General features: G+C 63.5%; 11 protein-coding genes. 5 read left to right on the top strand and 6 right to left on the bottom strand.

Annotated features, from left to right (window positions below; all coding sequences use genetic code 11):
* The first annotated feature begins 610 nt into the window (after positions 1–610).
* Positions 611–1,546, top strand: a complete 936-nt coding sequence (locus tag VGV41_RS11235; RefSeq protein ID WP_326863924.1) for a helix-turn-helix transcriptional regulator — start codon at positions 611–613, stop codon at positions 1,544–1,546.
* A gap of 106 nt (positions 1,547–1,652) precedes the next feature.
* On the opposite strand, the gene VGV41_RS11230 is transcribed toward VGV41_RS11235, so the two are convergent.
* From VGV41_RS11230 to VGV41_RS11215, 4 genes are read right to left on the bottom strand one after another with little or no spacing between them, the layout of a single operon-like run.
* On the bottom strand, positions 1,653–4,022 hold the full coding sequence (locus tag VGV41_RS11230; protein ID WP_326863923.1) for a xanthine dehydrogenase family protein molybdopterin-binding subunit: 2,370 nt from the start codon (positions 4,020–4,022) through the stop codon (positions 1,653–1,655).
* Positions 4,023–4,032: 10 nt separating this feature from the next.
* Complete coding sequence (locus VGV41_RS11225) at positions 4,033–4,530, bottom strand: (2Fe-2S)-binding protein (protein WP_326863922.1); 498 nt, start codon at positions 4,528–4,530, stop codon at positions 4,033–4,035.
* Entirely contained in the window at positions 4,527–5,390 is an 864-nt protein-coding gene (locus tag VGV41_RS11220) for a xanthine dehydrogenase family protein subunit M (RefSeq protein ID WP_326863921.1), read from the bottom strand. The genes VGV41_RS11225 and VGV41_RS11220 overlap by 4 nt, the downstream gene beginning before the upstream one ends.
* A gap of 15 nt (positions 5,391–5,405) precedes the next feature.
* On the bottom strand, positions 5,406–6,125 hold the full coding sequence (locus VGV41_RS11215; protein WP_326863920.1) for an ABC transporter ATP-binding protein: 720 nt from the start codon (positions 6,123–6,125) through the stop codon (positions 5,406–5,408).
* 510 nt (positions 6,126–6,635) lie between these two features.
* Between VGV41_RS11215 and VGV41_RS11210 the strand changes: the two genes are divergently transcribed.
* The 4 genes from VGV41_RS11210 to VGV41_RS11195 all read left to right on the top strand — a co-directional run bounded on the left by VGV41_RS11210 (position 6,636) and on the right by VGV41_RS11195 (position 10,544).
* Entirely contained in the window at positions 6,636–7,847 is a 1,212-nt protein-coding gene (locus VGV41_RS11210; RefSeq protein WP_326863919.1) for an amino acid ABC transporter substrate-binding protein, read from the top strand.
* 82 nt (positions 7,848–7,929) lie between these two features.
* Positions 7,930–8,787 carry a branched-chain amino acid ABC transporter permease gene (locus VGV41_RS11205; RefSeq protein WP_326863918.1) on the top strand — a complete coding sequence of 286 codons (858 nt, stop codon included), beginning with the start codon at positions 7,930–7,932 and terminating at the stop codon, positions 8,785–8,787.
* 1 nt (position 8,788) lies between these two features.
* Positions 8,789–9,751 (top strand): branched-chain amino acid ABC transporter permease, encoded by a 963-nt coding sequence (locus VGV41_RS11200; protein ID WP_326863917.1) that lies wholly within the window; start codon positions 8,789–8,791, stop codon positions 9,749–9,751.
* A 1-nt stretch (position 9,752) separates the two neighbouring features.
* Positions 9,753–10,544, top strand: coding sequence for an ABC transporter ATP-binding protein (locus tag VGV41_RS11195; protein WP_326863916.1), 792 nt, complete (start codon positions 9,753–9,755; stop codon positions 10,542–10,544).
* Positions 10,545–10,710: 166 nt separating this feature from the next.
* Here the strand turns inward: VGV41_RS11195 and VGV41_RS11190 are convergent, their stop codons facing one another.
* Both VGV41_RS11190 and VGV41_RS11185 read right to left on the bottom strand, forming a co-directional pair.
* Complete coding sequence (locus tag VGV41_RS11190) at positions 10,711–10,860, bottom strand: hypothetical protein (protein WP_326863915.1); 150 nt, start codon at positions 10,858–10,860, stop codon at positions 10,711–10,713.
* Positions 10,861–11,039: 179 nt separating this feature from the next.
* Positions 11,040–11,733: threonine synthase (locus VGV41_RS11185; RefSeq protein ID WP_326863914.1), on the bottom strand; the 694-nt coding region annotated here is incomplete at its 5' end.

Below are 11,733 nucleotides of genomic sequence, written 5' to 3'. Positions count from 1 at the left end.
GGCTGGGGCGGCAGTGCTGATCGCGCCGGTCTCTCAACGAATTCCCTGCAAACAGGGAATTTTGCAGGGAATTTCGATGAAATCCCGCCGGCCATGGCCAACCCAGCATCTTTTGGCGCGGCGAATCAGCGGGTTAGAGCCACATTCCCTACTCCCTAGATCAGGGAAAATGACTCGCGGGAACAGGGAAGCCGGAGCCGATAACAGGGAGCTGATCATTCCGCCTCAAAGCTGATCGACCGATAATTGCGGCACTAACGATGGCCGGTTCAGCCCAAGGCATCAGCAGGCGCTCAGCCAAAACTACGGCGAGAAAGCGCGTGATACCGAGCGCGCTTATCCGCCGTCATATGCGATGCTCTTTCGCGAGATAACGATAAGTGCCGTCAGCGCTTCGTCCGACGCAATCGCGAGAGAGTCGCGGGATTTGGCGAAGTTGCTGAACAGTTGCGGGGCCGCTAAACGCCATCGTGAAATGCGGCTTTACAGCGTTAGGAAGACATGATGGCGCGCTATGGTACACAACGACGAAAGCGACCGATGGAATGTGACGTGAACGCGCGCGGCGGTCCCCCCGGCTCAACTGTGTTGAGCTCTGGAGCAAAGGCAAATGGCGCTGCAATATGACGAGATCGGACAGCGCCTGCGGGCCTTCCGGCTGGCGTCCGGACTGAGCGCCGACGAGGTCGCCGACCGGCTCGGCATCTCGCGGACCGCGCTGTACCGCTTCGAGAAGGGCGAGTTGGCGAAGATCGAGACGCTCGAGCGTCTGTCCGAGCTCTTGAACGTCTCGCTGCCGACCCTGCTCGGCGTCGGCATCGAATACATCCCGTCGGCGGTCGCCTATTTCGAGCGCATCCGGCAGCTCGAGGAGACGGCCGAGCACATCGTCGTGCTGTCCGGCCCCATTTCCTTTCTGCTCGGCTCCAACAATTTCGAGATGGCGCTCGACCAGGTGCTGCGCGAGAGCATTCCCGACGACCTGTCCAATCGCGCCAAGGCGCTGGCCGACGTCGAGAAGATCATGGAGATCCTGCACGAGCGCAAACGCGCCTATCACGAGCGCAAGCCGCCGATCGTCAATCTCATCTCCGCCATGCAGATCGAGCCGTTCCTCAACAACGGCCTGATCGGCCGCGTCACCCTGACCGAACGGCAAAAGGCGGTGCGCCGCGACATGGCGCGCGCCGAGGTCGAGCATTTCGCCTCGATCGCCGAAGAGGAGTCGATCGGCGTGCAGGTCGGCCTCGTCACCGACAGCCTGCCGCACATGGGCTTCCATATCTTCCGCCGCCGCTCGGGCGACGTGCTCACCATCAGCCCGTTCCGCCTCGGCGAACGTCCGAACATCCGCGTCGGCGTCGCCGTAGTGAGCTCCGCGCCGGACGCGCTGAGCCTGCACGAAGACGTCGTGAAGGAAGCTTGGTACACCGCAATCAAGGGCCGCGAGGCGGCCGCCTACCTGCGCGAGCTCCTCGCCAAGGCGGAGGCGAACCAGCGTGCTGCAAATTCCTACCCGTCATTAGCGCCGGCAATTTATTCATGAGTCACATTGTTTAGATGCGCTTTTGACGCAGGACGTTACGCACCGGCGCAACTTCGGACTGTCGACTTTCTGGATTTTCAGAATATCTACGAGCGCACGCAGCTAGCTACCCGCGGGTGGACTTCGCTAGCGCATCGAGCACGCGCTCAGGTGTGAACGGCTGATGCGTGATGGCGGTGCCAAACGGCGCAAGCGCGTCGTTTACCGCCACCCATACCGCGCCCATGGCGCCGATCAGGCCTGCCTCGCCGATACCTTTGGCGCCGAGATCCGTCGACGCCTCCGGCGTCTCCACGTGCTCGACCACGATGTCGGGAAGATCGGCGGCCATCGGCAGCAGATAGTCGATCATAGTGCCGTTTTCGAGATAGCCCTCGGGTCCGTACATGCATTCTTCGTAGAGCACGGCACCGATGCCCTGCGCGATGCCGCCGCGCACTTGCTCGTTCACCAGCAGCGGATTGATGATGCGGCCGCAATCGTCAACTGCCCACTGGCCGAGCATCTTGATGAAGCCCGTCTCCGGATCGAGTTCGACATAGCTTGCCTGAACGCCATTGGCGATATAGCAGAGCTCGCCGGTCACGAAGCTGTGGGTGACAGAAAGCTGCACGTCGAATTTCGGCGGCAGCGTGTCCTGGCGGAAGTAGCCGATCTTGGCGACGTCGGCGAGGCTGATGACAGCCATGCCGGTGCCCGTATTCACCACTTGGCTGGCGACGATGTCGAGATCGCCGAGGGGCGTCTGTGTGATGGCGCCTGCTAAGGCGAGGATGTTGGCCTTCAGTTTGCGGCCCGCACCGAGCGCTGCCTCTCCGCCGACCATCATGCCGCGCGAAGCCCAGGCGCCGCCGCCGTAAGGCGAGATAGTCGAATCGCCGGCAATCATGCCGACATCATCGTAACCGACGCCGACGCTATCGGCGACGATCTGCGCGATTCCGGTGAGCGTTCCCTGCCCTTGGTCGGTGATGCTGGTGACACAGCGTATCGTGCCCGACGGCTCCAGCCGCAGATGGCAACCGTCCTGCGTCGAGATCCGCGCGCCGGACGGTCCATAGTATGGCGGGCCGTAAGCCGTTTGCTCGAGGAAAGTAGCGATGCCGATGCCGCGATAGATGCTACGCTTGCGCAACTCTGTCTGTTCGGCGCGCAGCGCGTCGTAGTCCATCGAGACGACGAGCTTGTCGAGGCTTGCTTGCAACGATAGTCCTTGCAGCCTCTGACCGCCTGGCGTTAGGCAGGGGAAAGTCTCCTTGCGGCGGAAATTGCGGCGGCGAAATTCAACCGGATCGATGCCAAGCTGATTGGCGGCGCGGTCAGCCAGCACTTCCGGCAGGATGCAGGCGAATGGCATTCCGACGCCGCGATACATGCCGATCAAATTCTTGTTGACGTAGACCGAGCGCGTGCGCGCCTTATAGTCGGAGAAATCGTAAGGCGCGCCGCACATGGTGATCAGCATCATGCCTTCGGCCACGTTGAAACGCAGCGGCATGCCGTAAGCCCCGACGGCGCCGACATCATCGACTTCCATAGCGGTGATCTTGCCGTCGGCGGAGACGGCCATGCGCGCGCTCATTACGTGATCGCGCGCATGCGCATCGCCGAGAAACGCCTCCAGCCGGTCGGCGCAGTATTTCACCGGCCGGCCTAGGCGGATGCTGGCGGCGACCGCCGCCAACTCCTCGGTGTAGACATTGAGCTTCATGCCGAAGCCACCACCGATATCCGGTGCGACGACCTTCACCTTGTGCTCGGGGATGTCGAAGTGCCGACTATAGAGATCCTGCATCTGGAACGGTGACTGGTGCGCATGGTGCACCGTGAGGGTGCCGTCGGCGGAATTGAAATCGGCGATCAGCCCGCGCGCTTCCAGCGTCATTGCCTGCTGGCGCTCGAAGCGGAAATCGTCACCGACAATCACCGCCGCCTCGGCAAAGGCCTTGGCGGCATTGCCCTTCTCGATGCTAAAGTCGAAGGCGACGTTGTCGCCAAGCTCCGGATGCACCACCGGCCGTCTGGCATCGAGCGCATCGTGCGGCAGCCAGACCGGCTCGAGCGGCTCCCATGCGATTTCGACCAGAGCAGCCGCGTCCTCCGCTTCGGCGCGTGTCGCAGCGACCACCGCAGCCACCGGCTGACCCTGCCAGAGCGCGCGCTCCTCGGCGAGCAGCTTCTGCGGCGGCGACCTATGGCCGGGCCGGTGCTGCGCCACGCCGACGAGCGGCTGACACATTGGATTGATCTCGGCGGCGGTCAGCACCGCCTCGACACCTGCCGCGGCCAGGGCCGCCTCGGTCGAGATCGCCTTGATGCGCGCGTGCGGATGCGGGCTGCGCACATAGGCGAGATGCAGCATTCGCGGCAGCTTGATATCGTCGATGTAACGGCCCTTGCCGCTGACCAGCCGGTTGAGCTCGCGCCGCGGGATGCTGGCGCCAATGACGTTGCCGATTGTAGTCGCCTCGCTCATGGAAGTTTCCTCAAGCTGGCGCGACTTCGGCCAGCACCGAGGCGACGGCATCGATGATGGCGTGGTAACCTGTGCAGCGGCACATGTTGCCGGACAGATAGTCTCGAATCTCGTTGCGCGTGCGCGGCACCTTTTCCGACACCAGCTCGTAAGCGGTCAGCAGCATGCCCGAGGTGCAGAACCCGCACTGGGCCGCGTTCAACCCGATGAAAGCGTCCTGCAGGCGCGCGAAGGCGCCCTGCCCCGACAAGCCTTCGACCGTCTCGATGCGCTTGCCGTGCGCCTGCGCCGCCAGAGTAAGACACCCGCGCGCGGTGCGGCCGTCGATGAGCACCGTGCAGGCGCCGCAGACGCCGTGCTCGCAGCCGAGATGGGTCCCGGTGAGCTCAAGCTCCTGGCGCAGGAAATCGGCAAGATGCTGGCGGGCGCGCACCCGGCTCCGCACCGTGCGGCCATTGACAATTACTTCGACGTCGATGAATTCGTGCCCGCTCTCGGCCACACTCATGCCGCCGCTCCTGTCAGTTGCGCCAGCGCGCGTCGTGTCAGCGTTCGCGCCAGCCGCAATTTCGTTTCGGCACGCCAGCCGGGCGTGTCGTCCGGCGCGAGATCCTCGCCGACCGCGTCGATCACGGCCTCAACGGTGGATTGGGTCAACTCGCGGCCGCTAAGCGCGGTGGAGACCTGGCGCGCCACCTGGGCGCGGTCGACGCAGCCGAAATAGACGATGCGTGCCTCGCCGACACGCTTGCCGTCCATCGGCGCGGCGATGACTAGGCCGGCGACGGCGAAATCGCCGTGACGGCGCGACAGCTCGTCGATGACATAACGCGTGCCTTGCGTGGCCGCGGGGAAACGCACGGCGGCGATCAGTTCGCCCGGCCGTAGCGCGGTCTCCATCAACCCGGTGAAGAAATCTGCGGCCGCCAGCTCGCGGGCGCCGCCCGGCCCGGCGATCGAGATGGTCGCGCCGAGCGCGACGGCGCAGGCCGGCAGCTCCGCCGCAGGATCGGCGAAGGCGAGGCTCCCGCCCAACGTTCCGCGATTGCGGATGCCGGCATGGCCGATAAAGGCGGCGGCGCGCGGCAGCAGCGGCAGCGCGCGTCTTACCTCGTCGCTGTCGAGCAGTTCGTGATGGCGGGTAAGAGCACCAAGGCGGATATCGCCGGAGCCGAACGATGAATCTCGCAGTTCCTGCAACTCGCCGATATCGACGAGCAGCTTCGGCGCAGCGAGCCGTAGATTGAGCGCGGCGAGCAGGCTCTGTCCACCCGCGAGCGGCACCGCCTCGCCATCGTGCTTGGCGAGGATGCGGCACGCCTCGGTGAGCGAGCACGGACGGATATAGGTGATGTTCGGGGCTTTCATGCCGCGGTTCTCACGCTACATGCCGAGATAAGAGTCGCGGATTCTGGCCGTGTTCAGGAGCTGGTCCGGTTCGCCGTGGAAGGCGACGCGGCCAGACTCCAGCACGTAGCCGTAATCCGAAATCTCGAAAGCCGTGATGACATCCTGCTCGACCAGAAGGATCGCCATGTCCTGATCGCGGAATTTGGCCAGGCTTTCCGCCAGCACCTCGACCATGCCGGGTGACAGGCCGAGCGACAGTTCATCGATGATCAGCAGCTTCGGTCGCGCCATGAACCCGCGGCCGATTGCGCACATCTGCTGCTCGCCGCCGGACAAGGTGGTCGCATCCTGCCCGGCGCGTTCGCGCAGGATCGGGAAGACCGAATAGATGAAGTCGAGGTCGCGCAGGACGGCCGAACCGTCGTTGCGGTGGATGGCGCCGAGCAACAGGTTGTCGCGAACGCTCAGCGTCTTGAACAGCCGCCGCCCCTCCGGAACATGGGCAATACCGCGCGTGACAATCTGGCTGGGCTTGAGGCCGGCCAGGCTCTCACCGGCAAAGGCGACGCTGCCGCGTCGCGGCTTGAGCATGCCGGACAACGTCAGCAGCAGCGTCGTCTTGCCCGCTCCGTTGGAGCCGACGATCGACACGATCGACCGCGGCGCGACGTCGATGTCGACGCCCCACAGCACCTGCACGTCGCCGTAGCCGCTTTCGAGAGCACGGGCGCTGAGCAGGGGTTCAGGCATCATGTGGGGTCCGAAAGCGCGGAAACTAGTGTAACGAAAAGAGTACATTACGCATTTGGTGGCGTCCAGTCCGCACCGCGCGCCGATCGCCGGCGGAGTCGTTTCCTGGTCCCTCGACGCCTTGTCGGACGCAAAGTGCGCACCGCACCAGAGTGGCACGAACGCCTGTGTCGGCCATCCTCGGTCATCCTCCCGACCGTTGCACAGCCCGCGCCAGGCCGTGCGCGGCGATGCGTTTTGTCGCTAAAATCAGGACCTCTCGCCATGCCCAGAATCTCGTCAGCGCCCGGGCAAAAAGCTGGCGCGATCAACGCGAAGCTCCGGAATCAGCGCCTTGCCGGCGCTTGCAGATGCCATTCGCATGTCAGCCCCTGCCTTTCCCCTCGCCCGCCGCCCTCCGCAAGGTGGCACACGTTTGGCTCTTGTCCCAAAAAGTTGACAGCGAAAAGCCGTATGCTAACGTTTTCGATAGTCTGGGCTCGCAGCACGATTTTCGTCAGGGGAGATGAAGGGATGATCAAGACCGCGAAGAGGAATTGTTTTGCGGCCGGCGCCGCCGTGGTGTCGGCGCTCGCTTTCGTCACGCCCGGTCACGCGGCCGATCCGATCAAGCTTGGCGCACCGGTCGCGCTCACCGGCTCGCTTGCTGACGAAGGTGGCAAGCTGCTGCACGGCTATGAAATGTGCGTCGACGCGGTGAACGCCAAGGGCGGCGTCAAGGTCGGCGGCGAAATGCGCAAGATCGATCTGGTCAAATACGACTATCAGAGCGACACCAACAAGGCGTCGCAGATGATCCAGCGCATGGCCACCGTCGACAAGGTCGACTTCGTCATGGCGCCGTACAACTCCGGCGCCACCAAGGTCACCGCGGTGACCGCCGAGCGCTATGACCTGCCGATGATGTCGACGGCTGCGGCAACGCCGTCGGTCTTCGACCAGCATTTCAAGAACCTGTACGGCATCCTCTTCCCGAACGAGGCGATCTCGGACGCGGAAGCCGCCTACTACAAGAAGGCGGTGCCCGGCTTGAAAACCGTGGCGATCATCGCGATGAACTCGCTGTTCCCGAAGGCGATCGGCGCGCAACTGAAGAAGTCGGCCGAAAAGGAAGGGCTGCAGACCGTCTATGACGGCCTCTACTCGCCCGACACGCTCGATTTCTCCAACGTGCTCACCGAGATCAAGGCGAAGAACCCGGACTGGATCTATGCCACCGGCTTCATCCAGGAGCTCGTGCTGATGCGCAAGCAGATGGCGAGCCTCGGCCTCAACCCGAAGATCGTCACGATGAACGCTGCGGCCGCCTATCGCGAATACCAGCGCAACCTCGGGCCGCTCGCCGACCACGTAACCAGCAGCGCCTGGTGGCACGGCAGCGTCAATTACCAGGACGCGTACATCTTCGGCGACACCAAGAAGTACGACGAGGTCTTCCAGGCGAAATACAAGCAAGAGCCGAGCTATCTTGAGGCCGCGGCAACCGCCGGCTGCGAGGTGTTGGCCGAGTCCGTCGAGGAGGCCAAGACCACCGAGCACGCCGCGGTGCGCAAGGTGCTGTCGAGCAAGACCTTCAATACCTTCTATGGGCCGGTCAAGTTCGGCCCAGACGGACAGAACAAGGTGGCGAGCCCTGTCATCCTGCAGATCCAGAACGGCAACTTCACAGTGCTGGCACCGGATTCGGTGAAGACCGGCAACGTCGAGACCCCGTTGCAGAAATAGTCGGACGGCCCTGCCCCTCGATGCCGGCTGCGGATCAGCTCCCTGATCCTCAGCCAGCCTTCCTATCGGCGAAGCGCACGGAATGCTGGCTCAGTACATCATCAACGGATTGCTGATCGGATCGCTCTACGCGTGTCTGGCCGTCGGCTTTTCGCTGGTCTGGGGCGTTCTCAATATCATCAACATGCTGCACGGCGCTTTTGTCGTGCTCGGCGCCTATATCGTCATTTTCGGCGTCCAGTCCTTCGGGGGCAGCCCGATCCTGTGGACCGGGGTGGCCTGCATCATTCTCTTTGCCATCGGCTACCTCGTTCAGCTCGGCCTCATCAACAAGGTCGTGGCTGCGCCGATCTTCATCACTTTCACGCTGACGTTCGGCATGGATCTGCTGGCGCAGAACCTGATGATCAACGTCTTCACCGCAACGCCGCGTTCGTTGACTATTGGCTATGGCAGCCTGCAGATCGCAGGATTGAGCCTGTCCGTCGCGCGCCTGATCGCCATGGGCTTTGCCCTGCTGCTGACCGGGCTGCTCTATTGGCTGCTCAAGCATTCCTCCATCGGCCGCGCCATCGTCGCCGTGCGTATGGACCGGCATGCTGCCACCCTGCTCGGCCTCGACGTGCCACGCATCTACGCCGTCACCTTCGGCATCGGCGCGCTCATGGCTGCGGCCGGCGGCGGCGCCATGGCGATGGCCTTTCCCATCACCCCCGTGCTTGACGGCACCTTCCTCGGCAAGGCCTTCGTCATCTGCGTCCTCGGCGGCCTCGGCAGCGTGCCGGGGGCGCTGATCGGCGGTCTCGTCCTCGGCCTGCTCGAGAGCTTCGGGGCGGTAACGTTGGGCTCGCAATGGAGCGCGACCGTCGGCTTCGTCATCATGCTGGCCATTCTGGTCTTCAGGCCGGCAGGAATCGCCGGCAGGTCCGGGTTCGAGTGAGATGAAGACGCAGCAGCGCACCTGGACAATCGCATTCGGCGCCGCGCTCGTACTCGCGACCATCGGCTTCGGCGTAACAGCCAATAATTTCTTGCTACAGGCCGGCACGACGCTCGCGATGTACGTCGCACTCGCCTATGCCTGGAACATCGTCGGCGGCTACATGGGCTATCCGTCCTTCGGCACGGCCGCCTTCTTCGGCTTCGGCTGTTATGCCGGCGCCATTGCGCAGAACGCCGGCGCACCGATGTGGCTTGCCTGGCCGGCCGCCGCGCTCGGCGGCGCGATCTTTTCTGCGGTGCTCGGCCGCATCCTGCTCGGCATGCGCGGCCATTACTTCGCGATCGGCACCATCGCCGTGGTCGAGGTCATGCGCGAGGTCTCCAATAACTGGGAGGCCCTCACCGCCGGCGCCACCGGCCTCAACCTGCCGATCGTGGCCGGTTCGCCCCGCGAAGTCGGCATGCTGTTCTTCTTCGTGATGACCGCATTCGCGGGATTCGCGCTGCTGCTGACGCTTCTGATCGCACGCTCGAAATTCGGGTTCGGCCTGCGCTGCATCAAGCAGAATGAGCAGGCCGCCTCGATGGTCGGTATCGGCGTGCTGCGCTACAAGGTGGCGGCCTTCGTCGTGTCCTGCGCGCTGATGTCAGCAACCGGCGCGATCTACGCGTCGATGGTCGCTTTCATCAATCCGGACGACGCCTTCAATATCCTGATGTCGATCAGCGTGCCGGTTATCGTGACGCTGGGCGGCGCGGGCCTGGTGCTGGGTCCGCTGGTCGGCGCCGTCATATATATGGTCCTCGACAACTTCGTCTGGATCAATTTCATCAACTATCACTCGGCCGTGCTCGGCGTGATCATCATCGCGGTGATCTACTTCATCCCGCAGGGAGTCGTGCGCGAGTTCGTCAAGCGCGGCTCGGTGCTACTGCGGCGCGACACGGCGAAAGCAGCCTGACATGGCAGAAGCGATCCTTGACGTGCAGGGTCTCACGCGCCGGTTCGGCGGCGTCGTCGCCGTCAACGACGTGTCCTTGTCGCTCGCGCCAGGCGAGATCGTCGGCCTGATCGGACCCAACGGCGCCGGCAAGACGACGCTGGTCAATCTCATCACCGGATTCCTGCCGAAGACCGCCGGCACCGTACGCTTCGAAGGACGCGATATTTCGGCGGCCACCCCGCACCTTATCGCCCGGCAAGGCATCGCGCGCACGTTCCAGATCGTGCAGCCCTTCTCGGAAATGACCGTCTTCGAAAACGTGCTCGCAGGCGCGATCTTCTCAGGCCGCAATGGCGGCCATGCCGCCGCTGTGACGATGGCGCACGAATGTCTCGAATTTACCGGACTGGACAGTCACGCGGGCTATCTCGCTTCCGAACTTTCGTTGGCCAACCGCAAGCACCTCGAGCTCGCCAAGAGCCTCGCCATGCGGCCACGTCTCCTGTTCCTTGACGAGGTGAATGCCGGTCTCAACACCGGCGAGCTCGACGCGGCACTGGCACTAATCCGCAATATTGCAGCGCGTGGCGTCACCATCGTCATCATCGAGCATTTGCTCAAGATCATCGCCTCGCTGGTGAGCCGTATCATTGTGCTGCATCACGGCGCAAAGCTGAGCGAAGGCAGGCCGGCCGACGTGCTGCGCGATCCCACGGTTATCAAGGCCTACATCGGGAACAAGTTCGCACAACGATTCGCACAGACGGAGAGCGCGAACGAGGCGACGGAAGAGGGACGTCCAAGCCCGTAAGCGGGATCGGCCACTCAGCGATGTTTCCTGGCTACATCGTCGTTGGACATATCACGCGATCGACAATTTCGGAGAGCTAGAATGCTGCGGTATGGTGCGGACTACCTAAGCAGCCTTCGAGACGGACACACGATCATCTCGGCAACGAACGGGTGCAGGACGTCACTCAGCATCCTGCTTTCCGCAGCGTTGCCCGCTCGTTTTCGACAATGACACCACTGCGGTTTGAATAGCGACTGTCGATCGCCTCTAGAGACTGAGCCGGCGTCCACTTGAGCACGAACGCAAAGCTCCGGGCGAACGACAGGATGTCCATGCGTACGCGCTCATTTGAGACGACGTTTATCTACTGCCTCCCGCGGACTGACTAGCGAGCGGACACTCAGCCCGCACTCCCACTAGCTCGGCTCCGCTTCCCTTCACGGCTAAACTGGAGCGGCAGTACCGATTAGTCACATGCAAGTCACCCTCCCGCGACCAGGAGATAGCAAAAAGCTACAGCGCCGCGTAATCGATCGGCTCGTGCCGATCGAGTTTCTTCTCGATCTTCGGCAGCGGATACTTCAAGCCGCTGGCGCAGTTGAACAGCACGACGCGGTCCGACTTCTTGACGCGGCCGTCGGCGAGCGCCTGCTTGTAGGCGGCGTAGGTCGCGGCGCCCTCGGGGCACAACAGGAAGCCCTCCTCGCGCGCCATCTCGTCGAGCGCCACTTCGATCGCCGGATCCTCCACAGCAATGGCGAAACCGCTCGACTCGCGCACGGCGCGTAGAATGAGGAAATCGCCGACCGCCTGCGGCACGCGGATGCCGGACGCGATGGTGTGCGCGTTCTCCCAGCGCGGCGCGTGTTCTTTGCCTTCCTCGTAGGCCTTGACCATCGGTGCGCAGCCCGCCGCCTGCACGGCGATCATGCGCGGGCGCTTCGAACCGATGAAGCCGATCTTCTCCAACTCGTCGAACGCCTTCCACATGCCGATCAGCCCGGTGCCGCCGCCGGTTGGATAGAAGATTGCGTCCGGCACGTCCCAGCCGAGCTGCTCGGCGAGTTCGAGGCCCATCGTCTTCTTGCCCTCGATGCGGTACGGCTCCTTCAGCGTCGAGGTGTCGAACCAGCCGACTTTGGCTTTGCCCTCGCCGACGATCTTGCCGCAGTCGTCGATCAGACCGTTGACGCGGTAGACGTTCGCG

The sequence above is a fragment of the Pseudolabrys sp. genome (assembly GCF_035943735.1).
Classification (GTDB): domain Bacteria; phylum Pseudomonadota; class Alphaproteobacteria; order Rhizobiales; family Xanthobacteraceae; genus Pseudolabrys.
This window is presented reverse-complemented; position numbering and strand designations above follow the sequence as displayed.

Bases quoted from the DNA above. Each gene is read 5' to 3' on its own strand.
- VGV41_RS11235 (WP_326863924.1), top strand. From the start codon at position 611: ATGGCGCTGCAATATGACGAGATCGGACAGCGCCTGCGGGCCTTCCGG.
- VGV41_RS11230 (WP_326863923.1), bottom strand. From the start codon at position 4,022: ATGAGCGAGGCGACTACAATCGGCAACGTCATTGGCGCCAGCATCCCG.
- VGV41_RS11225 (WP_326863922.1), bottom strand. From the start codon at position 4,530: ATGAGTGTGGCCGAGAGCGGGCACGAATTCATCGACGTCGAAGTAATT.
- VGV41_RS11220 (WP_326863921.1), bottom strand. From the start codon at position 5,390: ATGAAAGCCCCGAACATCACCTATATCCGTCCGTGCTCGCTCACCGAG.
- VGV41_RS11215 (WP_326863920.1), bottom strand. From the start codon at position 6,125: ATGATGCCTGAACCCCTGCTCAGCGCCCGTGCTCTCGAAAGCGGCTAC.
- VGV41_RS11210 (WP_326863919.1), top strand. From the start codon at position 6,636: ATGATCAAGACCGCGAAGAGGAATTGTTTTGCGGCCGGCGCCGCCGTG.
- VGV41_RS11205 (WP_326863918.1), top strand. From the start codon at position 7,930: ATGCTGGCTCAGTACATCATCAACGGATTGCTGATCGGATCGCTCTAC.
- VGV41_RS11200 (WP_326863917.1), top strand. From the start codon at position 8,789: ATGAAGACGCAGCAGCGCACCTGGACAATCGCATTCGGCGCCGCGCTC.
- VGV41_RS11195 (WP_326863916.1), top strand. From the start codon at position 9,753: ATGGCAGAAGCGATCCTTGACGTGCAGGGTCTCACGCGCCGGTTCGGC.
- VGV41_RS11190 (WP_326863915.1), bottom strand. From the start codon at position 10,860: ATGGACATCCTGTCGTTCGCCCGGAGCTTTGCGTTCGTGCTCAAGTGG.